We start from the raw sequence: 24,024 nt of genomic DNA, 5'->3' as shown, positions 1-24,024 counted from the left end.
AGGCCGAGCCGATCGAGCCGGCCGAGCAGGCCTCAGACGATCGTCGCGATCGAGAACCCGGTCGCAGCCATCACGATGACGAGCACGAGGGTGAGCGCCGCCGCGAGCACGCAGAAGAGCGCGGTGGCGGCGATCAGCCGGCCGCCGGCGAGCGCGCTGCGATCGCCCTCCTCCGTCAGCATGCGGTGGTGGCCCAGGTAGCGGCGGTGCACCGCCCAGAGCAGCGCTCCGGCTGCCACGACGCCGGCCGCCCCGAGCACGACCGCCCAGCCGCCGAGCACCTCGGGCAGGATGCGCATGGCCACGAGCGACCCCACGAAGAGCGCGAGCGCCGTTCGACGCCAGGCCAGAGCCGTGCGCTCGGGCTGGAGCCCGGGGTCGAAGAGGCTCACACCAGCACTCCGATGAGCACGAGCAACCCGACCACGGCGACCACGATCGCGAGCGGCAACGCGAGCGGCGCACTCGGCAGCGGGTTGCCGAGGCGCAGCGCGCGTTCGGTGCGCGCCCAGCCGAACCAGCCCTGCAACGGTGTGAGGAGCCCGGCGACGATGAGGATGACGGATGCCGTGAGCCGGAGCCCGGGGTGGATGCCGAGCCCGAGGGCCTCCAGCGCCACGCCGCCCGCGAGCAGCGCCAGTCCGGTGCGGATCCAGGCCAGGAACGTCCGCTCGTTCGCGAGACTGAAACGCGCGTCGGGTTCCGAGCCCCGCGTGAAGACCGAGGCGGGGAAGCGGCGCCCCGAGCCCGGCTCCGAGCCGGTCATGCGGCCACCCCCGCCAGCGCCACCGTGCGGAACCCCGCGTTGCCCATCGACGAGTCGGGCGTGTTCTGCGAGCGCGCCGAGTTGCGGTACCGGTTGCAGTAGGAGATGTGGCAGAGGTAACTCCCGCCGCGCATCACGCGCACCTCGCCCTGATCCGGCCCCGTGGGGTTCTCGGCGGGCGACTCGCGGTAGTAGTGCGGTGAGTACCGGTCGGCGCACCATTCCCACACGTTGCCCACCGTCTGCCACAGTCCGTACCCGTTGGGTGCGAAGCTGCGCACCGGTGCCGTGGTGAGGTATCCGTCCTCCACCGTGTTCTCGCCCGGGAACACGCCCTGGAAGATGTTGGCCCGCCACCCGCCGGCGTCGACCTCGTCGTCGCCCCACGGGTACTTCGCGCCCACGAGTCCGCCGCGGGAGGCGTACTCCCACTCCGCTTCGGTGGGCAGGCGCCGCCCCGCCCAGGCGCAGTAGGCCTGGGCGTCGTTCCAGCTGACGTGCACGACCGGATGCTCGCCCAGCGCGTCGATCGTGGAACCGCGACCGCCCGGGTGCCGCCAGTCGGCTCCGCGCACCCCGTACCACCACGGCGTGCCGGGCGGCTGGCCCACGATGTCCTCGCGCGGGGCGTCGAGCGCGAGATGGAAGACGGCCGAGAATCCGAAGGTCTCCGCCTCGGTGGCGTAGCCAGTGGCGTCGACGAAGCGGGCGAAGTCGTCGTTCGTGACGGTGGTGGCGTCGATGGTGAAGCCGTCGAGCCGCACCTCGTGCAGCGGCACCTCGCCGTCGGCGGGGTTGCGGTCACCGGAGGAGTCGCCCATGGTGAACGACCCGGCCGGAACATGGATCTGCTCGATCGAGTGTGCCGGTGGGGCCGCCGGCGCCGACGGCACCGCGTCGGGGGCCGTCCCGATCGTGAGGAAGGCCGATCGTCCCGGTGCGCCACACGTGCAGCCCGGTCCGCATCCCTCGGCGTCGCTCATACTCCTGCTCCTTCTGTCGCAACTTCCAGTATCGCGTTGTCGGAGCCGCCACGGCGCACGGCCACGATCGGGCTCGGGCCGATGCCGAGCCGCCACGCCCGCAGCCAGAGCGTCGCCCCCTCGGGCAGGTCGATCGGCCCGGTTGCGATGCGCCAGCCGATCGGCTCCGCGGGCTCACCGTTGATGCGCTGCTGCAGCGAGAGCTCCCGCTCGGTCTCGGGTGGCTCGGTGCTCCACCCGATCAACGCGCCCGGTGTCTCGCAGGTCAGGACGATCGCGGCGGACTCGTCGAGCGCGGCCGTCGGCGCCGCGGTGCGCGGCTCCACACCGTCCGGGCGCCACTGCTCGGCCAGGTCGTCCTCGGCGACGGCGCCCAGGTCGCCGGTGCGCTCGAGCCACTCGTCGAGTGCGCTGAGCAGCCTCGCCACGACCTCGGCATACCCCGGGTCGCCGGCCAGGTCGGTCGTCTCGTGCGGGTCGGCGGCGACGTCGTACAGCTCGATCTCGGGTTTGCACTCGCCGGTGACGCGGCGCTGCAGAGGGGTGAGCCGGTCGGGCCGCAGTCCCGCTGCGCGCTGCCGCGCCTCATCGTTCACCGCCGTGCGGAGGTCGCGCCAGGTGGGGAACCGTTCGGCGAAGTGCTGGTGCTGCAGGGGCGAGCGGTCCGGATGGCGATGACGGATGAGCCGGAAGCGTTCGTCGCGCACGGTGCGGGAGCTGTCGCGCTGCTCATCCATCCGGTCCCGGCCGCCGAACGCGTAGCGGCCCTGGCTCAGCGCGCGGCCGTCCGCGTCGAACAAGGGGGAGAACTGCAGATGCTCGGGCACCGGCAGTCCGGCCATCGCGAGCATGGTCGGCCCGAGGTCGGCGAGGTGCACGACGTCGGTGCGCACCTGTCCGCCCGTGAGGCGCCCGGGCCAGCGCACGATCACCGGCACCCGGAGCCCGGCCTCGGTGGGGGCGCGCTTCATCCGCGGGAAGCCCGCGCCGTGGTCCGACCAGAACACGACGATCGTGTTCTCGGCCAGACCGTCGTCGTCGAGCTGCCGGAGCAGGTCGCCGACCCAGGCGTCCATCACCGAGATGAGGTCGTGGTACCGCGCCCAGGCGGTGCGGAACGCCGCCGTGTCGAGGTGGTAGGGCGGGATGGGGACGGTGGCGGGGTCGTGCCGCTGCGCATCCGGGAGCCCGGCGGTGACCCGGTCGAACTCCTCGTCGGAGAGGTAGAGCTGGCCCTCGTGCGTCGTCATGCCGTGGAAGGTCGCGAAGAACGGCGTCTCCGGATCGGGCCGGCCCCGCCAGTGGGCCGTGGGCGAGCACTCGTCGAAGGCAGTGCCCGGCAGATGCACCTGGAAGTCGGTGAACCAGTTGTTCGTGGCGTAGTACCCGGCCATCCGGAAGTACTCCGACAGCAGCCGCACCTCGGGTGGCGGCACCGCTTTCGCGCGCATCTGGTGCGTGCCGATGGAGGTCGGGAAGCAGCCCGTCAGCAGGGCCGATCGCGAGGGGGCGCACACCGGTGTCGTGGCGAACGCCTGATCGAACCGCACCCCCGCCGCGGCGAGGGCGTCGAGGTGGGGGGTGTGTGCCACCTCGGCGCCCGGCCACACTCCGGCGTAGGCGCCGAGGTCGGGGTTGATGTCGTGGGTGGAGATCCAGAGGATGTTGGGCCGCCCGCCCGCCGACGGCCCGGTCATCGCGGTGTCGTCGGCACGACCGGGTTCATGCCGGGTGAGCGGGTGAACCGGGCGAGCACGGTGAACCGCTCGTCGGTGGCGGGCTGCTGGCCCGCCCAGGGCTCGTCGCCCACCGCGGCCTGCGCCTCGAGCATCCGCCGGGTGAGGTCGTCACGGATGCCGGCGTACTCGGGGTCGTCGTAGACGTTGCGCAGTTCGTGCGGGTCGGTCTCGAGGTCGAAGAGCTCCCATTCGGCCGGGTACTCGAAGAATCCGCTGCCGGGCAGGCCGTAGCCGGTGTTGTAGTAGTAGATGAGCTTGTACCGGCGGTCGCGGTAGCCGTAGTGCGCCGGCGCCTTGTGGAACCAGTCGTCGTTCTCCCAGTAGCGGTAGTACATGCCCTCCGCCGGGGGAGTGGACGGTTCGCCCGCGAGGTCGCCCCAGAAGCTGCGACCCTGCATCCGCTCGTGCGGCTCGACCCCGGCCGCGTCGAGGATCGTGCGCGCGAAGTCGACATTGGTGACGATTCCGTCGTGCACCGAGCCGGCGGGGATGGCGCGCGGATAGCTCATCACCAACGGCATGCGCAGCGACTCCTCGTACATGAAGCGCTTGTCGAACCAGCCGTGGTCGCCGAGGAAGAAGCCCTGGTCGGAGGAGTACATCAGCACGGTGTCGTCGAGGTCGCCGCGATCGCGGAGCCACTCGGTGAGCCGGCCCACGTTGTCGTCGACCGACGCGACGCAGCGCAGGTAGTCCTCCATGTAGCGCTGGTACTTCCAGAGCGCGAGCTCGTCGTAGCTCAGCCCCTCGGGCGGGTCGACCTTGAGGTCTTCGCTGTTGATGTAGTCGGCGATCGACATCAAGGCCCGGCGGGCGGAGGCGGAGCGCGTGCTCAGGTCGTCCCAGAACGTCCCCGGCACCGGGATCGGGTCGGAGTACATGTCCTTGTGCTTCTCATCCGGCTCCCACGGCCGGTGCGGAGCCTTGTGCCAGACCAGCAGGCACCACGGCTCGTCGCCGTCGAGACTCTCGACCCACTGCATGGCGAGGTCGGTGATGACATCCGTCGCGTAGCCGGGTTCGTTGCGGATGCCCGCGGCCGAGAGGAACCGCGGATCGACGTACTCGCCCTGATTGATGAGCACGTCCCAGTAGTCGAAGTTCTTGGGGTTCGAGGGCTCCTCCTCGCCCATGTGCCACTTGCCGACGATGCCGGTGCGGTAGCCCGCCGCCTTCAGCTGCGAGATGAAGGTGGGTTGGGAGGCGTCGATCGGCGTCCAGAGGGTGGTGACACCGTTCACGTGGCTGTAGGTGCCGGTGAGGATGGAGGCCCGGCTGGGTGAGCAGAGCGAGTTGGTGACGAAGCAGTTGTCGAGCCGCACCCCGGCGTCGGCGATGGCGTCGATGTGGGGCGTCTCGTTGACGACCGACCCGTAGGCGCCGATCGAGTGCGCGGCATGGTCGTCGGTGAGCACGAAGACGATGTTGGGGCGTCTCGGTGTGTCGGTCACGGGTTCTCCTTCAGGGTCGGGCGGATGCGGTGCGGATGCAGGGCGGATGCGGGGCGGACGCGCGGGGCGGCTGGCGTGCTCAGACGGCGCCGGTACGGCCCCGGGTGCGGGCGAAGTCGGCCGCGTCGACGACGGCGACCGGGATGCCGGCGGCGGCGGTCTCGACCTGCTCGGAGAGCGTGCGCACGACGTCGGCGTAGTCCGGGTCGTCGACCCGGTTCACGCGCTCGGCAGGGTCCCGCAGGGTGTCGGCGAAGAAGGGTGCGGCGTCGTCGGCCGCGACCTGCTCGCCGCCTCGGCGGGTGGTCGCGTCGAAGCGGTAGCGCACGGTGCGCGCGCAGACGCGCTGGGGCCAGCCGCGGCCGTCGCCCCAGGCGCCCTCGTCGCGATTCGGGAACGCCCGGCTGGACGGCTCCCCGTAGCCGATGGCCGAGAGCACCACCTCGGGTGCGGGGTCGGCGAAGAGATCCCGCCCGGTCATCCCGGCGGGCCGCGGGAGGCCGGCGAGGCCCAGTAGCGTCGCCGCGAGGTCTTCGCTCACGGCGAGGTCGCCGCGGCGCTCGCCGGCGCGCAGCACGCCCGGCCAGGAGACGATGAGGGGCACGCGGTGGCTCTCCGGCGCGAAGGTGTGCTTGGCCAGGATGCCGTGCTCGCCGAGCGACGCGCCGTGATCGGTGCCGAGCACCACGATGGTCGACTGCCGGAGGCCGGCCCGGTCGAGCGCCTCGAGGATGCGCCCGACCTGGTCGTCGAGCCAGGCGACGCAGCCGTGATACCGCCGGAACGAGAGCTGCAGCTCCTCGTCGCTGAGCTCGGCCCCCCGGGTGAGCCGGCCCCATTCGCGTTCGAACTCGTTCTGCGCGTCGCCGGGCTCCCGCGGCACGTCGAAGTGCACGTCGTCGTAGCGGCTCGCCCACGGCTCGGGCACCACCATGGGCTTGTGCGGCTGCACGAAGCTGGCACGGAGGAGGAAGGGGCCGTCGGCCGCCGTCAGGGCGGCGACCGTCGCATCCGTGATCGCCTCCGAGCCGGTCGCGATGCCCGCGGGGAGGACGGCGTCGTAGACGTGTCCGATGCCGGGCGATCGCCGGATCGGAACGCCGTGCTCGCCAGCGACGGCCAGGAGTTCCGGCATGCCCGACCCGGTGTGGTCGTCGATCTGCCAGGGCGAACGGCCGCCGGGGAGGTGCTCCTTGCCGTAGTTCGCCGTCGTCCAGCCGGCAGCGGCGAAGGTCTCGGGAAACATCTCGGGTGGCTCGAATCCCGCGGGCAGGTAGCCCTCGTTGTTGACCACCCCGCTCGCGAGCGGGCTCATTCCGGAGAGCATCGCGTGCCGGGCGGGAACGCAGACGGGTGACGACGCGTACGCGCGCTCGAAGAGCACGCCGCTCGCCGCCAGGGCATCGATGTTCGGCGTGCGCACCTCGGGGTGCACGTTGCCGTAGCACGAAAGGGCGTCGGCGCGCAGCTCGTCCGCCATGATCCAGAGCACATTCGGCCTGCCCTCGAGCATCTGTCATCGCCTCCTCGCGAAATTCGTACTTGCAAACCTACTATCTACTCACTAGGTTTTTGCAACAGCACCAGTCTCTCACCGATGAGGAGTGAACAACAACGATGTTGAAGTCCCGCAGATCCAGGTTGCTCGTCGGCGTCGCCGCCGGCGCCGCCGCCCTCGCCATGACGCTGACCGGATGCCAGTCAGCCGTCAACACCGCCGCCCAGGCGTCCGCCACGCCCGTCGACGGCGGGCGGCTGACCATCGCCCAGAGTGCGGATGCCCAGCCGAACAACGTGCTCTCGGGCCGTCTCGGCAACTTCTCCTGGGCCGCGAACGTCTTCGAGACGCTGACGGTGCTCGACGCCGACGGGAAGCCGCAGCCGCTGCTCGCGAAGGAATGGAAGCTGGCCGACGACGGGCTGTCGATCGACATCACCCTCCGCGATGACGTGACGTTCCACACCGGACGGACGATGACGGCCGATGACGTGAAGTACTCGTTCGAGACGGCCGCGACCTCCAGCTCGCAGACCTCGTACATCGCGAAGATGTTCTCGGGCATCGAGGTCACGAGCCCGACCGAGCTCACCATCACCTTCTCCCAGGCCATCCCGAACCTGTTCGATTTCTTCGAGCAGACCTTCATCCTCGACCAGGAGACCGCAGCCGGCCTGGCCGACGGTTCCCAGGTGGTCGGCACCGGTCCCTTCGTCTTCACGAACTGGACGCCGGGTTCCGAACTGACGCTCGACCGCTACGACGACTACTGGGGCGAGAAGCCGCACCTCGACGGCATCGACGTGGCGGTGATCACGGACAGCACCGCGATGCTGAACGCCGTGCGCAGCGGGCGCTCCGACGTCGCCATCGGCATGAACCCGCAAGACGTGAACTCCATCGGCGCGAGCAGCGGCTACACGATCGTGAACACCTCGGGCAGCGTCTACCCCCTCGGCATCGACACCACTCAGGCCCCGTTCGACACGGTCGAGGCCCGGCAGGCGCTGAACTACGCGATCGACCGCGACCGGATCGCGACCCAGGTCTTCGGTGAGGGCGCGACGCCCACCGACGTGTTCTGGGACGAGAGCTCGGTCGACTACCCCTCCGACCTCGACGACTACTACAGCTACGACCCCGACAAGGCGAAGCAGCTGCTCGAACAGTCCGGCGCGGCAGGAGCCGCGGTGACGATCAACGTGATCAGCATCCCGGCGAACGCCAGCGTCGCCGAGATCGTGCGCAACAACCTCGAAGAGGTGGGCCTGAAGCCCACCATCAACGCGGTCGACACGCAGACCTTCGGTCAGAACCAGATCGCCGGCGAGCTCGGGCAGGTCTTCATGCCACTGCACGGCCTCAACGGCCTGGCGCCGATCACGCTGATGAACACCCTGCCGTCGCTGCGCAAGGGCAACCCCTCGAAGTTCTGGACCGACGAGTACGAGCAGCTGCGCAACGACCTGCTCACCGCCGACGAGGCCGACTACGGCGACGCGCTGCACGCCCTGACGGAGTACATGCTCGAGCAGGCCTTCTCGACCAACATCGTGCGGGTCGACGGGCAGTTCGTGCAGGCCGACGCCGCGCAGGACCTGTCCTGGAGCACGAGGGCCTACCTCGATGCCTCGAAGGCGTTCGTCACCCAGTGATCCACCGGAGGGCGCCCGCCGGGGCGCCCTCCTCCCCAACCTCAGCGTGCGCGCGTGATCGCGCCCGCGCATCCGGAAGGACCGACATGACCACCCCCAACGTGCTGTTGGTGATCGCCGATCAGCACCGCTACGACTGGCTGGAAGGCGAGCCGGGCCTGCCCGTGCGCACGCCGAACATCCGGCGCCTGCAGGAGTCCGGCGTCACCTTCCGGCGGGCGACGACTCCCTCGCCGCTGTGTGCACCGGCGCGGGCCTGCCTCGCCACCGGCCTCGACTACACCTCGACGCCGGTGCCCAACAACTTCCACGACCTGCCCGTCGAGAGCACGACCTACTACCGCACCCTGCGCGACGAGGGCGGATACTTCGTGGCGGGGGTGGGCAAGTTCGACCTGCACAAGGCGACCTTCGACTGGAACCTCGACGGCTCGCGCCTGCTCGGCGAGTGGGGCATGTCCGACGGGATCGACAACGAGGGCAAGTTCGACTCCCTCTGGTCGACCCGCGACGGCCGCCCGCACGGGCCGTACATGAACCATCTCTACGAAGCCGGCCTGGCCGACGTGCACCGCGCCGACTTCGGTCGCCGAAAGGATGCTCCCTACCGCGACGTGGCGCCGAGCCCGCTGCCCGAGGAGTCCTACCTCGACAACTGGATCGCGGCGAACGCCCACACGATGCTCGACCGTCGCCCGACGGATGCCCCGTGGCACCTCGTGGTCAATTTCGCCGGCCCCCACGACCCGATGGACGTCACCGACCGCATGCGCGACGACTGGGCGGATGTCTCCTTCCCGCCGCCGCACGCCCCGGGCGAGTTCGACGGCGACCACGACGAGGTGCGCCGCCGGTACGCCGCGATGATCGAGAACATCGATCGCCACCTCGGTTCGTTCCTCGACCGGTTGGCGGCCGAGGGTGAGCTAGCGAACACCGTCGTCATCTACACCAGCGACCACGGCGAGATGCTCGGCGACCACGGCACCTGGGGCAAGCAGATCGCCCTCGACCCGAGCATCCGCATCCCGCTCGTCGTGAGCGGACCCGTCGTGCGAACGGGCGGCGTGGTGAGCGACGCCCTGGTGTCGCTCGAAGACCTCGCCGCCACCATCCTCGACGCCGCGGGCGTCGCGGTGCCGGAGGCGATGACCGCCAGATCCGTGCTCGGCGTGCTCGAGGGCCGCACCGACTCGCATCGCGAGTGGACGGTCTCGGGTCTTGACCGCTCGGAGCGCGAGATCGAGATGGCGGCCCGCCACTACGGCGCGAACGCGTGGGTGCTGCTTCGGCAGTGGCGCGCCCTCACCACCCCGACGCACAAGCTCGTCACGAGCCCCGACCTGCCTCGCCCCTACCTCGTCGACCTCGCCGAGGATCCGTTCGAGGAGCGGGACGCGTCGGAGGACCAGCCCGAGGTGGCCGCCCGGCTGCGCGCCCTCGTCGACGCGGCGGGCGGTGCCTGATGCTGCGGTTCCTGCTGCGCAAGCTCCCGTCCATCATCCTGGTGCTGTTCGCGACCTCCATCATCGCCTTCCTGCTGCCGCGGTTCGCGCCGGGCGACCCGGCCCAGACGATCGCCGGCTCCGACGCGTCGCCGGAGCAGGTCGAAGCCATCCGGGCGTCGCTCGGTCTCGACCAGCCCCTCGTCGTGCAGTACTTCACCTGGCTCGGCGGGGTGTTCCGGGGCAACCTCGGGGAGTCGTTCATCTTCAACCGCTCGGTCACCGACCTGATCGGGGCTCGCCTGGAGAGCACGATCGAACTCGCACTCCTCGCCGCGATCTTCCTCGTGATCATCGGGTTCACGCTGGGCATCCTCGGTGGCTCCGCGCAGTCGAAGGTCGCCCGCTTCGCCGTGGACACCACCAACACCCTGCTGCTGGCCACGCCAGCATTCCTGGCGGGCCTCCTGCTCATCGTGCTCTTCGGCGTCACCTGGCGCATCCTGCCGGTGAGCGGCGAGGTGCCGCTGACGCAGAACCCCGAGATCGGCATCCAGTACCTGCTGCTGCCGGCCCTCGCGCTCGGCCTGTCCCAGGCCCCGTCGGTCGCCCGGCTCCTGCAGACGACGATGCGCACCACCCGGGGCGAGGAGTTCGTCGACCTCGCGCGTGCGAAGGGTGCGTCCGCCCGCCGGATCACCTTCCGCCACGTGCTCCGCACGAGCCTCGGCGCGGCCGTGGTGGCCATCGGCATCCGCGTCGGCGAGCTGTTCGGCGGTGCCATCATCATCGAGGCGATCTTCGCCCGCAACGGTCTCGGTCAGCTGGCCGTGCAGGCCGTCAACTCGCGCGACTACCAGCTCGTGCAGATCCTCATCATGGGCGCTGTGCTCATCGCCGTGTTCGCTCAGCTGATCACCGAGATGATCCTCGCCGCCCTCGATCCCCGAGTCAGATTGGACGCCTGAGATGAGCGTCGACCGCAAAGCCTCCCGAGTCCCGAGTCCGCCCCGCACCGAGGCGGTGAACCTGCAGCGCACCCGGCAGCGCCGGCTGACGCCCGGAGCGACGCTCCAGCGCTACCTGTCGGCCTTCCGCACCCCGCGCGGCATCATCGGTGCGGCGATCCTGATCGTGCTCGTCGTGCTCGCCGTTTCCGCCCCGCTGCTGTTCCCCGGCGGCTACGACCAGCAGACCCGGGACGCCTTCCTCGGCCCGAGCCTCGCGCACCCCTTCGGCACCGACGAACTCGGTCGCGACCTCCTCGTCAGGACCGTCTACGGCCTCCGCACCGACTTCTCGATCATCCTGGTGGCGGTGCCGCTCAGCATGATCATCGGCACCGCGCTGGGCCTCCTCGGAGCCCTGTCGCGGGTGGCCGGCACCGTCGTGCAACGCGTGCTCGACATCATCCTGGGCTTCCCCGGCGTGGTGCTGGGTGTCTGCATCGTGCTCATCATGGGCCCGGGCTGGGCGGCGCTCGTGGTGGCCATCACCATCAGCGGCCTGCCCTCGTTCGGCCGGCAGGCCCGCGCGGCCCTGATGGAGCAGATGCAACGCGAGTACGTCGTCGCCGCGCGCACCCTCGGTGTCGGGAAGGGCACCATCCTGTGGCGCCACATCCTGCCCAACGCGGTCGACCCGATCCTCGTCGGGGGCGCGATCTTCGTGGTCGTCGCGGTCTTCATCGAAGCCGGCCTCAGCATCATCGGCCTCGGCATCCAGCCGCCGGAGCCCTCGCTCGGGTCGCTCCTGAACGTCGGCATCCGCTTCATCGAGCAGTCGCCGATGTACATCCTCGGCCCGACGCTGGTGCTCATCCTGCTGTCGATGTCGTTCAGCCTCCTCTCCGACGCGCTCAACGAAACGGTGATCCGCAAATGACCAGCACAGACCCCACGGCGGAGCCGTTGCTCCGCGTCACCGACCTGGAGGTCACGTTCGACCTGCCGAGCGGTCCGCTCACCGCGGTCGACGGCGTCTCGTTCGAGCTGCGGCCCGGTCAGATCCTCGGCATCGTCGGCGAGTCCGGGTCGGGCAAGTCCGTCACCTCCCGTGCCGTGATGCGGATGCTCCGCCACCCCGGCCGGGTGACCGGCGGAACGATCGAGCTCCGCGGGCGTGACCTGACCGAGCTCACCGAGAAGCAGATGCTCGACGTGCGCGGAGCCCAGATCGCGATGATCTTCCAGGACCCGCAGGCGGCGCTGAACCCCGTGATGCGGATCAAGGACCAGATCGTCGAAGCGCTGCGCATCCACGGCGTCGACTCGCGCGCCGCCGGCGAGCGGGCGGTGGAGCTGCTCGGCAAGGTCGGCATCCCGAACCCGGAGGAGGCCGCGACGAAGTACCCGCACCAGTTCTCCGGCGGCATGCGGCAGCGCGTCGTGATCGCCATCGCGCTGGCCAACAATCCCTCCGTGCTCATCGCCGACGAGCCCACCACGGCCCTCGACGTCACGATCCAGGCCCAGATCCTCGATCTGCTGCGCGATCTGCGCGACGAGCTCGGCATCGCGATCCTGTTCATCACGCACGACATGGGCGTGGTCGCCGAGCTCTGCGACGACGTCGTGGTGATGTACCACGGCAAGATCGTCGAACGCGGCGACGTGCGATCGGTGCTCACGCAGCCGAAGGACCCGTACACGGTGCGCCTGATGGACGCCATCCCGAAGATGGATGCGCCGCTGCGCGAAGACGCGCCGGTGGAGCGGCCGAGAGTGCTCGACGTTCGCGATCTCAAGACGAACGTCAACACCCACCGCACCAGCCTCTTCCGCAAGCCCACGCCCTTCTTCGCGGTGAACGGGGTGTCGTTGCACGTGGATGCGGGCGAGACCCTCGCCCTCGTCGGGGAGTCGGGGTGCGGAAAATCGACGCTCTCGCGAACCATCGTCGGCATCTACGAGCCGGCCGAGGGTGAGATCGACGTCGACGGCAAGTCGATCCACGGCATCTCCGCGCAGGAGCGCCGCGGAGTGGCGCGGGCCGTGCAGTACGTGTTCCAGGACCCGTACTCGTCCTTGAACCCGCGCCGCACCGCCGGGCAGTCGCTCGCCGAGGCCCTGAGCGTCGCGGGCGTGCCCGGCCATGAGCTGCACGCCAGGAGCGTCGAGCTGCTCGAGCGGGTCAGCCTCGGGCCGGAGTACCTCGACCGGTACCCGTGGGCGTTCTCCGGCGGTCAGCGCCAGCGCATCGGAATCGCTCGGGCGCTCGCCAGCGACCCGCGCCTGCTCATCCTCGACGAGCCCGTGTCGGCGCTGGACGTGTCGATCCAGGAGCAGATCCTCCGGCTCCTGCGCGAGCTGCAGGAGGCCGACGACCTGGCGTACCTGTTCATCTCGCACGACCTGGCCGTGGTGAGGGAGATCAGTCACCGCGTGGCGGTGATGTACAAGGGCCAGATCGTGGAGCATGGCACTACGGAGCAGATCTTCGGCGACCCGCAGCATCCCTACACGCGGACGCTGCTCGCAGCGACGCCCGATCTGGAGAAGGCCATCGCATGACTGACGTCAGCACAACGGTAGGAGAGACATGAGCGCCGAAACGATGACACCCCGCAGCCGTGCCCAGACGAGCACGCAGAAGCGCGGCGAAGCGCGTCGCCGCGAGATCCTCGACACCGCGACGTCGTTGTTCTCGGCCGGCGGCTTCAACACGGTGAGCCTCGCCGACATCGCCCGCGAGGTCGGCATCACGCAGGCCGGCATCCTGCACTACTTCCCGACCAAGGCGGCCCTGCTCCTGGCGGTGCTGCAGGAACGCGAAGCCCGGAACATCGCGTCGCGGGAACGGCACATCGAGGAGGGCATGTCCCCGCTCGCGGCCTACATCGCGACCCTCAAGGAGAACGACCAGAACCCCGAACTCGTGCAGTTGTTCGTGGTGCTCGCCGCCGAGGCCACCGCGGTCGACCACCCGGGTCACACCTGGTTCGCCGTGCGCAACGAAAACCTGGTCACCTCCATGACCGACATGGTCTCCCGCACGGTGGACGAGTCGCGGCTGCCGGACGGCGTGACAGCCACCACCATCGCCCGCTGGGTGCTCGGTCTCGCCCACGGTCTCGGCGCCCAGTGGGTGCTCGACACCGCGGCATTCGACCGCGCCGGCCAGCTCGACCTGTTCATGAAGGTGCTCGAACCGTACCTGCTGAGTTCGGCCGACCCCTCCCCGGATCACTGATCCGCCTCATCGAAAGAGACCTCTCCGTGGCCCACCAGCCCAACATCGTCATCATCCTCGCCGACGACCTCGGCTTCTCCGACATCGCGCCCTTCGGTGGTGAGATCGACACCCCGGCGCTGCAGCGGCTGGCCGACCGCGGCATCCGGATGAGCTCGTACTACGTCACGCCGCGCTGCAGCCCGTCGCGCGCGGCCCTGCTCACGGGCCACCACCCGCACTCGGTCGGCATCGGCGTGCTCACCACCGACAACCGGCCGAACGGCTACCCGGGTTCGTTGACCACCGAGGTGCCGACGCTCGCGGAGCTGCTGCACGCGCGCGGCTACGCCACGGGACTGTTCGGCAAATGGCATCTCGCCAGCGAGTTCACCACGCCGTGCGACACCTGGCCGACGCGTCGAGGCTTCGACGAGTTCCGCGGCATCCTGCCCGGGGCGTCGAGCTACTACCAGCCCCCGCTGACCGAGGGCGAGACGAGGGTGCCCGACGACGAGCTGCCCGACGACTTCTACTTCACCGACGACATCACGGCGAGCGGCGTCGATTTCGTGCGGCGGCACGCGAAGGCGGAGGATCCGTTCTTCCTCTTCCTCACCTACACGGCGCCGCACTGGCCTCTGCAGGCGCGCGAGGAGGAGATCGCGAAGTACCGGGCACGGTTCGAAGCCGGCTGGTCGGATGCGCGGGAGCGGCGCCTCGCACGGCTGCGCCAGGAGGGCATCCTGCCCGCCGTCGACCACTTGCCCGAGCAGCAGACGCTGCCCGAGTGGCCCGAGGAGAACCGCGACTGGCAGATCGAACGGATGGCGGTCTACGCCGCCCAGGTCGAGTCGCTGGATCGCGGAGTCGGCAGCATCCTCGACGCCCTGGATGCGGCGGGAGTGGCCGACGACACGATCGTGCTGTTCTTCTCCGACAACGGCGGCTGCGCCGAGGAGCTCCCGCCCGGGCCCTCCTTCTTCCCGCCCTTCACGGCTCCGCCCGCCACGCGCGACGGCCGGCCGATCCCGTTCGGCAACGATCCCTCGATCATGCCCGGGCCCGACACGACCTACCAGAGCTACGGCAAGGACTGGGCGACCGTGTCGAACACGCCGTTCCGCATGTGGAAGCGCTGGGTGCACGAGGGCGGCATCTCCACACCGTTCATCGCCGCCTGGCCGGGCGGCGGAGTGCCGGCGGGCGGCGCGATCAGCCACTCGCTCGGGCACGTCACCGACATCGTCCCGACCATCCTCGACGTGCTGGGCGCCCCCAACTCCGCCGAGGGCCAGAGCCTCCTGGAGGCGTGGCGCACACCCGAATCCGACGACCAGGACCGCACGGTCTGCTGGGAGCACGTGGGCAACGCGGCGGTGCGGCGGGGCCGGCACAAGCTCGTGCGCGAGTGGGGCGGCCCGTGGGAGCTCTACGACATCGCCGTCGACCGGATCGAGTCGAACGATCTCGCCGCGGAGCGACCCGAGCTGGTCGAGGAGCTCGTGGCGATCTACGAGGAGTGGGCGAGGGCGCACTCGGTCATCCCGTGGCAGGATGTGCTCGACGACCACGTGGCCCGGGGCATCCCGCCGCAGCGCGCGGTCGGCTGAGGAGGGTCGACGATGCCTGCCAACATCCTCTTCATCACCGCCGACGACATGGAGGGCACGACCCCCGGCGCGTTCGGCGGCCCCGGCGACGTGACGCCGGCGCTCGACGCGCTGGCGGCCGAGGGCATGATCTTCGGCCGTGCGCACGTCGCGGTCGCCGTCTGCCAGCCGAGCCGATCCGCCATCATGACCGGTCTGTGGCCGCACCGGAACGGCGCCGAGGGCTTCGAGCCCATCGACGACGGGGTGCCCCTGCTCACCGGACTGCTCGCTGCGGCGGGCTATCGCACGGGCATCCTCGGCAAGGTCAACCACCTCCAGCCGGTCGACCGCTTCGGCTGGGACCGCATCGTGGAGATGCGGCAACTCGGGCTCGGCCGCGACCCCGCCCGCTACGCCGAGGAGACGGCGGCCTTCCTCGCCGAAGCGGCGGACCGGCCCTGGTTCCTCATGGTGAACGCCCACGACCCCCACCGCCCGTTCCACGGCGCCGACGACGTGCGCCGAGCCTTCGGTGACGCCGCCGACGCCATCCCCGAGCCCTCCAAGGTGTACGACGCCGACGACGAGGCCGCGACCCCACCGGCGTATCTCCCCGACATCCCCGCGGTGCGAACGGAGTACGCGCAGTACCTGAGTTCGGCGCGGCGCTGCGACGACGTCGTCGGTGCCGTGCTGGGTGAACTCGAGGCGTCCGGGCAGGCGGGGGAGACCCTCGTCGTGTTCCTCTCCGACAACGGCATGGCGTTCCCGTTCTCGAAGGCGAATTGCTACCTGCAGTCGACCCGCACACCGCTCATCGTGCGCTGGCCGGGGGTCGTCGCACCGGGAGGCGCGGAGACCACACGCTTCGTCAGCATGCTCGACCTGTTCCCCACGTTCTGCGAGGCGGCAGGCGTTGCGGCGGGCGAGATCGACGGGGAGAGTCTCGTCCCGGTGCTACGGGGCTCTCCCTCCACCCCCGAGCGCGACCACGTCGTCACGGTCTTCCACGAGACGGCCGCTCAGCGCCGCTACGAGATGCGGTGCGTGCAGGATGCCCGGTACGGCTACATCTGGAACGGCTGGGCTGACGGGCACACCGAGTACCAGGCCGAGAACATGATGGGCCTGAGCTGGCCCGGGATGGTGGCGGCGGCGGCCGATGACCCGGCGATCGCCGCTCGGGTCGAGTTCTACACCCACCGCCGGCGCGAGGAGCTCTACGACCTCGAGAACGACCCGGCGGGGCTGCGCGACCTCTCCGAGCAGCCGGCGCACGCAGCGACGCTCGCGACCGCTCGCGAGCACCTCCGGGCCTGGATGACCGACACCGCCGACCCGCTCCTGGCCCGGTTCGACGAGCAGCTCGGCGAGCGCGGTTTCGCCGCGGAAGGATGACGATGACCAGCACCACGACGAACTCCACCGCAACGAACTCCCCCGCGACGACGGCCGAGCGCATCGACGCCCTGGTGACCGAACTGACGCTGGAGGAGAAGGTCCGGCTGCTGACCGGCCGCGATTTCTGGACGACCTGGCCGATCGAGCGGATCGGCTTGCGGCGCATCCTCGTCTCCGATGGTCCGAGCGGTGTTCGCGGCGAGGTGTGGGACGAACGCAGTCCGTCGGTCAACCTGCCCTCGGCCACCGCGCTGTCCTCCTCGTGGGACCCGGGAATCGCCGCGCGGTACGGCGCGGTCTGTGCGGTCGAGGCGCGGCGCAAGGGCGTCGACGTGGTGCTCGGGCCCACCATCAACCTGCACCGCTCACCCCTCGGCGGGCGGCACTTCGAGGCGTTCAGCGAAGACCCCGTGCTCACCGCCGAACTCGCCGCCGCCTACGTGGCCGGCCTCCAGCGCAACGGGGTCGCCGGCACCCCGAAGCACTACGTCGCCAACGATTCCGAGACCGACCGGCAGAGTGTCGACGTGCGGATGACCGAGCGCACCCTCCGCGAGCTGTACCTGCTGGCGTTCGAGAAGGCGGTGACCGAGGCGCACGCCTGGCTCGTGATGAGCGCCTACAACGCCGTCGACGGGGTGACCATGACCGAGAACGCGCTGCTGGAGACGCCGCTCAACTCCGAATGGGGGTTCGACGGCGTCGTGATCAGCGACTGGACGGCCGTGCGGAGTGTCGACGCCGCGTGCGCCTCCCAGGATCTCGCCATGCCCGGGCCACGCGGTGCCTGGGGTGATGCCCTGCTGGAGGCCGTCCGCGCGGGGCGGGTGGCGGAGTCCGCGATCGACCGCAAGGTGCGGCGCATCCTGCTGCTGGCCGCCCGCGTCGGCGCGCTCGACGGCTTCGCCGACCTCGCCACAGCCCCGGTCGACCGCGAGGACGCGGTCGCGTTCGCCCGCGAGGCCGCCGTCGAGGGCTCGGTGCTCGTGCGGAACGACGGCCTCCTGCCGCTCGATCCGTCGGTGCCGACGATCGCCGTCATCGGCCACAACGCCCGGGAGGCGCGGTCGCAGGGCGGGGGGAGCGCCACCGTGGTTCCCGAGTCGGTGGTCTCGCCGCTCGAGGGCATCCGCGCCGCGTTCCCGGATGCACGCATCGAGTACGAGCGGGGAGCGGTCGTGGCGCAGGGCGTCGCGGAGCTTCCGCTCGCGGCCATGACGAACCCCGTCACGGGCGAACCGGGCGCGCACGTGCGCTTTCTCGACGCCACCGGCACCGAGCTCCACGCCGAGGAACGCCGGGCGAGCGCGCTGGTCTTCGTCGGAGGCGACGCGCCGATCGGGGCCACGCACACGATCGAGTTCACGACGCGGTTCACGCCGGAGGAGACGGGGGACGCTCTGCTCGGCTTCGCCGGACTGGGTTCGGGCGCCGTCTTCGTCGACGGGCGTGAGATCGCGGTGCTGCAGACGCGGTCCGAGAGCAACGACGTCGCCGCGCGACTGTTCTCGCCGCCGTCGGCGTCGGCCCCCGCGGCGCTGACCGCCGGCACGACGGTCGAACTGCGGGTCGTCTTCGAGCCCGCGCGGGACGACACCCTCACCGACGCGCTCGCCCTCATGGTCGGGATCGAGGCGGACACCGCGCATCCGGAGATCGCCCGGCAGCGCGCGGTCGAGGCCGCGGCGCGCGCCGACGTCGCCGTCGTGGTGGTCGGCACGAACGCGCAGGTCGAGTCGGAGGGGTACGACCGGCAGGATCTCGACCTGCCCGGCGAGCAGGACGAACTGGTGCGGGCGGTCGCCGCGGCGAACCCGCGCACGGTCGTGGTGGTCAACTCCGGTTCGCCCGTGCTGCTGCCCTGGCGGGAGCAGGTCGGTGCCATTCTCGTGACGTACTTCGGCGGGCAGGAGTACGGCACGGCAATCGGCGAGATGCTGCGCGGAATCGCCGAGCCGGGCGGCCGGCTGCCCACCACCTGGCCGGCGACGCTCGCCGACGTGCCGGTGCTCGACGTCACCCCCCGCGACGGCGTGCTGCGCTACGACGAGGGCATCCACATCGGCTACCGCGCCTGGTTGCGCGAGTCACGGGCACCCGCCTTCCCGTTCGGCGCCGGCGTCGGCTACACCACCTGGGAGCTCGGCACGCCGACGGTGGCCGAGGATGCAGACGGCTGGGTCGTCGAGGTGCCGGTGGCGAACGTCGGTTCACGGCCGGGCAAGCACGTGGTGCAGGTCTACGCCGAGCGGCCCGATTCGTCGATCGAGCGCCCGGTGCGCTGGCTGGTCGGGTGGGCCGTCGTGCGGAGCGAGGGCGGAGGCGAGGAGGTCGCCCGCATCCCCGTCTCCCGGCGGGCACTCGCGCACTGGGATGGCGGCTGGCAGGTGGAGCCCGGGCAGTTCACGCTCCGGATCGGGTCCGCCGTCGACACGCTGCCGCATCAGGTCGTCGTCTCGGTGGGCGCCGTGTGAACACCGTGTAAAACCGATCGGCGAATTGTTACATCCTGCGATAGTTCGATTGTATCGTGAGAGGAATTCCGAGCCCGACCGAGAGGATTCCGTGTGAAAGCCCCCGACTTCACCCTGACGGCGGGCCCGACGCCCGCATCCGCCCGCACCCTGAACGCACTGGGTTCGCAGCTCGTCTACCACCTCGACCCCACCTTCATCGAGACCTTCCGGCGCACCACCGAGAAGGCGCAGGCCTTCTTCCGCACCACGAACGACATGCTGCTCCTGCAGGGCGAGGGAATCCTCGGCCTCGAGGGCGCCGCGCGGTCGCTCACCCGCCCCGGCATGCACGTGCTCAACCTGGTGCAGGGCATCTACGGCAAGGGCATGGGCCAGTGGCTGGAGAGCTACGGATGCGTGCTGCACGAGATCGAGGTCGCGTACGACAGCGCGGTCGACCCCGACGACGTCGACGCCTACCTGGCGGCGCACCCCGAGATCGAGCTCGTCACGATCGTGCACTCGGAGACGCCGTCGGGCACGCTCTCCGACTGCTCCCGGCTCGGGCCGATCGCCCGGCGTCACGGCGCGCTCACCCTGGTCGACGCGCTGTCCTCCATCGGCGGCAGCCACTTCGAGGCCGATGCGTGGGAGCTCGACGTCTGCATCTCGGGCGGGCAGAAGTGCCTCGGCGGGCCGGTGGGCATCACGATGGCCTCGGTGAGCCCGGCGGCGTGGGAGCGCATCCTCTCGAACGAGAACGCACCTCGGTACTCGTACCTGTCGCTGATCGACTGGAAGGTCGCCTGGCTCGAGAACGGCACCTTCCCGTTCACGCCGTCGGTCACGGATGTGATGGGGCTCGAGGCCGCGCTCGACGCGATGCTCGAGGAGGGGATCGAGAACTCGATCGCCCGCCACGCCCACGCCGCTGCCGTCACGCGCGCCGGTGTGAGGGCGATGGGGCTGGAGCTCTGGCCGGTCTCGGCCGAGATCTCGGGCAACCCGATCACCGCGGTGCGGGTGCCGGACGGGATCGTGCACACGGAGCTGAGCGCGCACATCCGTGAGCGGTACGGCGTGATGCTGTCGACGGGATCGTCGGCGGGCAACATCATCCACATCGCGCACATGGGGCCGACGGCCACCGGTCTCTACCCGATCGTGGGCCTCACCGCTCTCGGCAGCGGACTGCGCGACCTCGGCATCGACATCGACCTCGGCGCGGGTGTTGAGGCTGCCATGGCGGTGCTCTCGGCCGGCCCGGCGGGCGCATGATGACGGATGCGGCCGACGAGCTCACCTGGCTGAGCGCCGGCGAGATCGCGCGCGAGGTCAGCGCCCGGCGGCTCGCGGCGAGCGATGTCGCCGAGCACTTCCTCGAGCGGATCGAACGGCTGAACCCGGCGCTCAACGCCTTCGTCTACGTCGATCCGGCGGCCGTGCGGCAGCGTGCGCACGACCTCGACCGGCGGATCGCTGCGGGGGAGGACGTCGGCCCGCTCGCCGGCGTGCCCTACTCGCTCAAGGAGAGCACCGCTGCCGCCGGGTTGCCGCACACCGGGGCCATGGCTGCGATGGCCGGCCACCGTGCCGGCCACGACGCCGTCGTCACCCGGCGGCTGGCCGCGGCCGGCGGCATCCTGATGGGCAAGACCAACCTGCCCGAGAACGGCTACCGCGGCACCACCGACAACCACCTCTACGGCGCGACCCGCAACCCCTGGGATCTCGACAGCTCCCCGGGCGGTTCCACCGGCGGGGGCGCGGCCGCGGTCGCAGCCGGGCTCACCCCGCTGGCCGACGGCAGCGACGGCGCCGGGTCGATCCGCATCCCGGCCGCGCTCTGCGGGCTCGTCGGCTTCAAGCCCTCGACCGGCCGCATCCCGCAGGAACTGCTGCCGACGCGGTTCGCGACCTTCCTCAGCCATGGCATCCTGGCCCGCACGGTGGCGGATGTCGCGCTCATGCTGCAGGTCGAGGCCGGCCCCGACCGGGTCGACCCGATGAGCCTGCCGGCCGACGGGACCGATTACCGTGCCGAGCTGGCGGGCGATCTGAGCGGCTGGCGGATCGCGTGGTCGCCGGATCTCGGCTTCGGCCCGGCGACCGATCCCGAGGTGCTCGCTCTCTGCGAGGCCGCGGTGGCGGCCTTCGCCGAACTCGGGGCCACAGTCGTGCCGGCGGCGCCGGCCTGGTCCGACCCCCAGGCGGCGATGTGGAACGGCGTCTGGCTGCCGGCCTACGCGCCCGACCTCGACGCCTACGACTGGGCGGAGCTGCTGCGCACGGACCGGGTCGACCCGGAGCTGGTCGAGATCGTGCGCGCGGGCGCCGCGCAGACCGGCACCGAGATCGCGGCGGCCGAGATGGAGCGGAGTGCCGTCTACCGGGCCTTCGCCGGGTTCATGGACGAACATGACCTCCTGGTCAGCCCGACCCTCCGCGTCGCCGGGTTCCCGGCAGTCGGGTTCGGGCCGCCGGAGTTCGACGGTGCGCCGCTCAGCGACCGCATCCTGGGCTGGCTCAACACCTATCCCTTCAACATGACCGGCACGCCGGCCATCTCCGTGCCGGTCGGCTTCACCGCGGCCGGGCAGCCGGTGGGGCTGCAGATCGCGGGCGGTCACCTCGCCGACGCGCGGCTGCTGCGCGCGGCCGCGGCCTTCGAGCGGGTGCGCCCGTGGGCGGAGCGGCACCCCGCGCACAGCTGACGGTCAGAACAGGGGGTACGGCACGGCGGGCATGGCGCCGCTCGGTGCCGGGAACGTTCCACGGGAGCGCAGACGGTCGATGCGGCTGCCGAAGGCGTCGAGTTCGGTGTCGGTGATGAGTGCGCCGAGCGCCGCGCCGAGACCCGCGCCCAGATCGGCGCGCAGGCGGTCGAGCGCGGCCAGCTCGTCGGGCGTGAGGGGATCGTCGAGCCAGCCCCAGAGCACGGTGCGCAGCTTGTGCTCGGAGTGGAACGTCAGCCCGTGGTCGACCCCGAAGCGGTGCCGGTCGGGCATCGCCAGCACGTGGCCGCCCTTGCGGTCGGCGTTGTTGACCACCACGTCGAACACGGCCATCCTGCGCAGGGCGGCCGAGTCCTCGTGCACGAGCGTGACCAGCCGGTCGTGTTCGTCGTGCCCGTCGAAGACGCGGCGCCAGCCCGTGTCCGGCACGGCGTCGGCCGGCACGAGGTCGACGGTCTCCTGTTCGGGATCGATGTCCTGCCAGAGCTGCACCATGCCCACCCCGAACGGCCCCTCGCGGAGCCAGGTGCGCGGCACCACGTTCCACCCGAACGCCTCCGACACGAGGTAGGCGGCCACCTCTCGGTGGGCCAGGTCGCCGTCGGGGAAGTCCCAGAGCGGCTGCTCGCCCGCGACCGGCTTGTAGACGACCTGGGTGTCGCCGATCCGGCCGAGGAAGGTGGCGTTCGAGGCCGTGGTGATGCGCCCGGTGAGTTCGAGCTCGCCGTCGATCAGCTCGGCCTCCGCCATCAGAGGTCGCCGGGCTCGGGGCAGACGTGACCTTCCGGGTCGATCGGGTTTCCGCACCGGGGGCAGATCGGGCGCCCGGCCCCCACGATCTCGCGGGTGCGCTTCGCGAACGCCCGGGCGGTGCCCACGGGCATCCGCACCTCGAGCATCTCTTCGGGTTCTAGGTCGTCGGCGTCGATGTCGGCGAGGTCGTCGGCCTCGACCACCACGATCGGGAACGCCTGCAGCACCACCTGCGCCGTCGTCGGGTCCCAGCCGAGGCCGAGGGCGCCGGTGCGGAACTGCTCCTCCACCGGCTCGAGCGGCTCGTTGTCGACCAGCTCCACCGGCGTCACGGCCGGCACGCTGAACGGGTTGCCCTCGTTCACCATCAGCTCGTCGAGGATCTCGTCGATCTTCTCGGCCAGCAACGCCGACTGCTCCTTCTCGAGCGTCGCACTGAGGATGCGGCGTCCTGCCCGCACCTGCAGGTAGAACGTGCGCTCACCGGGGCGGCCCAGGGTGCCGATGACGACGCGGTCGGGCCAGTCGAACTCGTGAGCGATCGTGGGCATGCTCCTATTTTACGAGCGTGCCGGGCGAGTCGGGCTCGGGGTGCGCAGCCGGATGCCCTGCACCGCCGCCGACCGGTGCATCCGTGGTGGGTGCCGCTGCGCTCCGCAGCCAGGAGAGGTCGCCCGCGTCGGTGTTGGTCGACACGACATCGGGCCGGTCGGCGCCGTATCGCACGATCGAGACGGATGCGGGGCCCACGCTGATCCGCTGGAACAGGTCGAGGTGCATCCCCAGCGCATCGGCCAGGATCGACTTGATCACGTCGCCGTGGCTGACCGCCGCCCACACCGCGCGGGGGCCGTACTCGGCCTCGACGGCGGCGTCGTGCCGGCGCACCGCCGCCACCGCGCGCGCCTGCATCCCCGCCAGCGACTCCCCACCGGGGAAGACCGCGGCCGAGGGCTGGGTCTGCACGGTTCTCCAGAGCTTCTCGCTCGCCAGCTCGCGCAGCGCTCGGCCCTGCCAGTCGCCGTAGTCGCACTCGGTGAGGTCGTCGTCGATCTCGAGTCGCGCATCCGCATCGACACCCTGCTGGGCGAGGATCGCGGCACTGGTCTCGCGACAGCGCTCGAGCGGGCTGGAGATCACGCGCACGAGCGGCGCCACCGCGAGCCGTTCCGCCATGCGGGTGGCTTGCCCGCGCCCCACGTCGTCGAGCGATACGCCACCGGCGCGTCCCGCCAGCACGCCCGCCACGTTCGCCGCCGTGCGCCCGTGCCGCACCAGAATCATCGTCGCCATGCCTGCCAGCCTAGACAGCTGCCGTGTCAGCCAGCTCCGACGGCAGAGCAGACCGAGCGCTGAGCTATCGTTGGCGTCGGGGGT

20 protein-coding genes are annotated in these 24,024 nt (G+C 70.8%); 11 read left to right on the top strand and 9 right to left on the bottom strand.

Annotated elements, in window-relative coordinates; genetic code table 11:
- Window positions 1-32: 32 nt before the first annotated feature.
- The 6 genes from AC3WLB_RS06420 to AC3WLB_RS06395 all read right to left on the bottom strand — a co-directional run bounded on the left by AC3WLB_RS06420 (window position 33) and on the right by AC3WLB_RS06395 (window position 6,452).
- Window positions 33-392, bottom strand: coding sequence for a DUF202 domain-containing protein (locus AC3WLB_RS06420; protein WP_492504298.1), 360 nt, complete (start codon window positions 390-392; stop codon window positions 33-35).
- Entirely contained in the window at window positions 389-766 is a 378-nt protein-coding gene (locus AC3WLB_RS06415; RefSeq protein ID WP_022897904.1) for a DUF202 domain-containing protein, read from the bottom strand. The genes AC3WLB_RS06420 and AC3WLB_RS06415 overlap by 4 nt, the downstream gene beginning before the upstream one ends.
- Entirely contained in the window at window positions 763-1,749 is a 987-nt protein-coding gene (locus AC3WLB_RS06410) for a formylglycine-generating enzyme family protein (RefSeq protein WP_492504296.1), read from the bottom strand. The genes AC3WLB_RS06415 and AC3WLB_RS06410 overlap by 4 nt, the downstream gene beginning before the upstream one ends.
- Window positions 1,746-3,446, bottom strand: coding sequence for a sulfatase family protein (locus tag AC3WLB_RS06405; protein WP_492504294.1), 1,701 nt, complete (start codon window positions 3,444-3,446; stop codon window positions 1,746-1,748). Before AC3WLB_RS06405 ends, AC3WLB_RS06410 begins: the two co-directional genes overlap by 4 nt.
- Complete coding sequence (locus tag AC3WLB_RS06400; protein WP_492504292.1) at window positions 3,443-4,939, bottom strand: sulfatase family protein; 1,497 nt, start codon at window positions 4,937-4,939, stop codon at window positions 3,443-3,445. Before AC3WLB_RS06400 ends, AC3WLB_RS06405 begins: the two co-directional genes overlap by 4 nt.
- A gap of 79 nt (window positions 4,940-5,018) precedes the next feature.
- Window positions 5,019-6,452, bottom strand: a complete 1,434-nt coding sequence (locus AC3WLB_RS06395) for a sulfatase-like hydrolase/transferase (RefSeq protein ID WP_492504290.1) — start codon at window positions 6,450-6,452, stop codon at window positions 5,019-5,021.
- Window positions 6,453-6,556: 104 nt separating this feature from the next.
- On the opposite strand from AC3WLB_RS06395, the gene AC3WLB_RS06390 reads away from it, so the two are divergent.
- The 11 genes from AC3WLB_RS06390 (at window position 6,557) to AC3WLB_RS06340 (ending at window position 21,873) form a co-directional block, all read left to right on the top strand.
- Window positions 6,557-8,092, top strand: coding sequence for an ABC transporter substrate-binding protein (locus tag AC3WLB_RS06390; protein WP_492504288.1), 1,536 nt, complete (start codon window positions 6,557-6,559; stop codon window positions 8,090-8,092).
- An 86-nt stretch (window positions 8,093-8,178) separates the two neighbouring features.
- A complete protein-coding gene (locus tag AC3WLB_RS06385) occupies window positions 8,179-9,558 on the top strand; it encodes a sulfatase family protein (RefSeq protein ID WP_492504286.1) in 1,380 nt (459 codons plus the stop codon).
- A complete protein-coding gene (locus tag AC3WLB_RS06380) occupies window positions 9,558-10,505 on the top strand; it encodes an ABC transporter permease (protein ID WP_022897911.1) in 948 nt (315 codons plus the stop codon). The genes AC3WLB_RS06385 and AC3WLB_RS06380 overlap by 1 nt, the downstream gene beginning before the upstream one ends.
- Before the next feature lies 1 nt (window position 10,506).
- Window positions 10,507-11,421 carry an ABC transporter permease gene (locus tag AC3WLB_RS06375; protein ID WP_492504283.1) on the top strand — a complete coding sequence of 305 codons (915 nt, stop codon included), beginning with the start codon at window positions 10,507-10,509 and terminating at the stop codon, window positions 11,419-11,421.
- On the top strand, window positions 11,418-13,049 hold the full coding sequence (locus AC3WLB_RS06370; protein ID WP_492504281.1) for an ABC transporter ATP-binding protein: 1,632 nt from the start codon (window positions 11,418-11,420) through the stop codon (window positions 13,047-13,049). Before AC3WLB_RS06375 ends, AC3WLB_RS06370 begins: the two co-directional genes overlap by 4 nt.
- 28 nt (window positions 13,050-13,077) lie before the next feature.
- Window positions 13,078-13,728 (top strand): TetR/AcrR family transcriptional regulator, encoded by a 651-nt coding sequence (locus AC3WLB_RS06365; RefSeq protein WP_022897579.1) that lies wholly within the window; start codon window positions 13,078-13,080, stop codon window positions 13,726-13,728.
- A 26-nt stretch (window positions 13,729-13,754) separates the two neighbouring features.
- On the top strand, window positions 13,755-15,320 hold the full coding sequence (locus AC3WLB_RS06360) for a sulfatase-like hydrolase/transferase (RefSeq protein WP_492504279.1): 1,566 nt from the start codon (window positions 13,755-13,757) through the stop codon (window positions 15,318-15,320).
- 12 nt (window positions 15,321-15,332) lie between these two features.
- Entirely contained in the window at window positions 15,333-16,700 is a 1,368-nt protein-coding gene (locus AC3WLB_RS06355) for a sulfatase family protein (protein WP_492504277.1), read from the top strand.
- Window positions 16,701-16,702: 2 nt separating this feature from the next.
- Window positions 16,703-19,177, top strand: a complete 2,475-nt coding sequence (locus tag AC3WLB_RS06350) for a beta-glucosidase (RefSeq protein WP_492504275.1) — start codon at window positions 16,703-16,705, stop codon at window positions 19,175-19,177.
- 93 nt (window positions 19,178-19,270) lie between these two features.
- Window positions 19,271-20,437 (top strand): pyridoxal-phosphate-dependent aminotransferase family protein, encoded by a 1,167-nt coding sequence (locus tag AC3WLB_RS06345; RefSeq protein ID WP_492504273.1) that lies wholly within the window; start codon window positions 19,271-19,273, stop codon window positions 20,435-20,437.
- Complete coding sequence (locus AC3WLB_RS06340) at window positions 20,434-21,873, top strand: amidase (protein ID WP_492504271.1); 1,440 nt, start codon at window positions 20,434-20,436, stop codon at window positions 21,871-21,873. The genes AC3WLB_RS06345 and AC3WLB_RS06340 overlap by 4 nt, the downstream gene beginning before the upstream one ends.
- Before the next feature lie 3 nt (window positions 21,874-21,876).
- Here AC3WLB_RS06340 and AC3WLB_RS06335 read toward each other — a convergent pair whose 3' ends face one another.
- From AC3WLB_RS06335 to AC3WLB_RS06325, 3 genes are read right to left on the bottom strand one after another with little or no spacing between them, the layout of a single operon-like run.
- Window positions 21,877-22,644 (bottom strand): SCO1664 family protein, encoded by a 768-nt coding sequence (locus tag AC3WLB_RS06335; RefSeq protein ID WP_492504269.1) that lies wholly within the window; start codon window positions 22,642-22,644, stop codon window positions 21,877-21,879.
- Window positions 22,644-23,198, bottom strand: coding sequence for a DUF3090 domain-containing protein (locus AC3WLB_RS06330; RefSeq protein WP_492504267.1), 555 nt, complete (start codon window positions 23,196-23,198; stop codon window positions 22,644-22,646). The genes AC3WLB_RS06335 and AC3WLB_RS06330 overlap by 1 nt, the downstream gene beginning before the upstream one ends.
- A 4-nt stretch (window positions 23,199-23,202) precedes the next feature.
- Window positions 23,203-23,940 carry an MSMEG_4193 family putative phosphomutase gene (locus tag AC3WLB_RS06325; protein ID WP_492504265.1) on the bottom strand — a complete coding sequence of 246 codons (738 nt, stop codon included), beginning with the start codon at window positions 23,938-23,940 and terminating at the stop codon, window positions 23,203-23,205.
- Window positions 23,941-24,024 lie beyond the last annotated feature (84 nt).

This window comes from Herbiconiux sp. FW305-C-125 (assembly GCF_058783455.1).
This window is presented reverse-complemented; position numbering and strand designations above follow the sequence as displayed.

Excerpts from the sequence above, each read along its gene's own strand:
- AC3WLB_RS06415 (WP_022897904.1), bottom strand. The coding sequence starts at position 766 with ATGACCGGCTCGGAGCCGGGCTCGGGGCGCCGCTTCCCCGCCTCGGTC.
- AC3WLB_RS06410 (WP_492504296.1), bottom strand. The coding sequence starts at position 1,749 with ATGAGCGACGCCGAGGGATGCGGACCGGGCTGCACGTGTGGCGCACCG.
- AC3WLB_RS06405 (WP_492504294.1), bottom strand. The coding sequence starts at position 3,446 with ATGACCGGGCCGTCGGCGGGCGGGCGGCCCAACATCCTCTGGATCTCC.
- AC3WLB_RS06395 (WP_492504290.1), bottom strand. The coding sequence starts at position 6,452 with ATGCTCGAGGGCAGGCCGAATGTGCTCTGGATCATGGCGGACGAGCTG.
- AC3WLB_RS06390 (WP_492504288.1), top strand. The coding sequence starts at position 6,557 with ATGTTGAAGTCCCGCAGATCCAGGTTGCTCGTCGGCGTCGCCGCCGGC.
- AC3WLB_RS06385 (WP_492504286.1), top strand. The coding sequence starts at position 8,179 with ATGACCACCCCCAACGTGCTGTTGGTGATCGCCGATCAGCACCGCTAC.
- AC3WLB_RS06380 (WP_022897911.1), top strand. The coding sequence starts at position 9,558 with ATGCTGCGGTTCCTGCTGCGCAAGCTCCCGTCCATCATCCTGGTGCTG.
- AC3WLB_RS06375 (WP_492504283.1), top strand. The coding sequence starts at position 10,507 with ATGAGCGTCGACCGCAAAGCCTCCCGAGTCCCGAGTCCGCCCCGCACC.
- AC3WLB_RS06370 (WP_492504281.1), top strand. The coding sequence starts at position 11,418 with ATGACCAGCACAGACCCCACGGCGGAGCCGTTGCTCCGCGTCACCGAC.
- AC3WLB_RS06365 (WP_022897579.1), top strand. The coding sequence starts at position 13,078 with ATGAGCGCCGAAACGATGACACCCCGCAGCCGTGCCCAGACGAGCACG.
- AC3WLB_RS06355 (WP_492504277.1), top strand. The coding sequence starts at position 15,333 with ATGCCTGCCAACATCCTCTTCATCACCGCCGACGACATGGAGGGCACG.
- AC3WLB_RS06350 (WP_492504275.1), top strand. The coding sequence starts at position 16,703 with ATGACCAGCACCACGACGAACTCCACCGCAACGAACTCCCCCGCGACG.
- AC3WLB_RS06340 (WP_492504271.1), top strand. The coding sequence starts at position 20,434 with ATGATGACGGATGCGGCCGACGAGCTCACCTGGCTGAGCGCCGGCGAG.
- AC3WLB_RS06335 (WP_492504269.1), bottom strand. The coding sequence starts at position 22,644 with ATGGCGGAGGCCGAGCTGATCGACGGCGAGCTCGAACTCACCGGGCGC.
- AC3WLB_RS06330 (WP_492504267.1), bottom strand. The coding sequence starts at position 23,198 with ATGCCCACGATCGCTCACGAGTTCGACTGGCCCGACCGCGTCGTCATC.
- AC3WLB_RS06325 (WP_492504265.1), bottom strand. The coding sequence starts at position 23,940 with ATGGCGACGATGATTCTGGTGCGGCACGGGCGCACGGCGGCGAACGTG.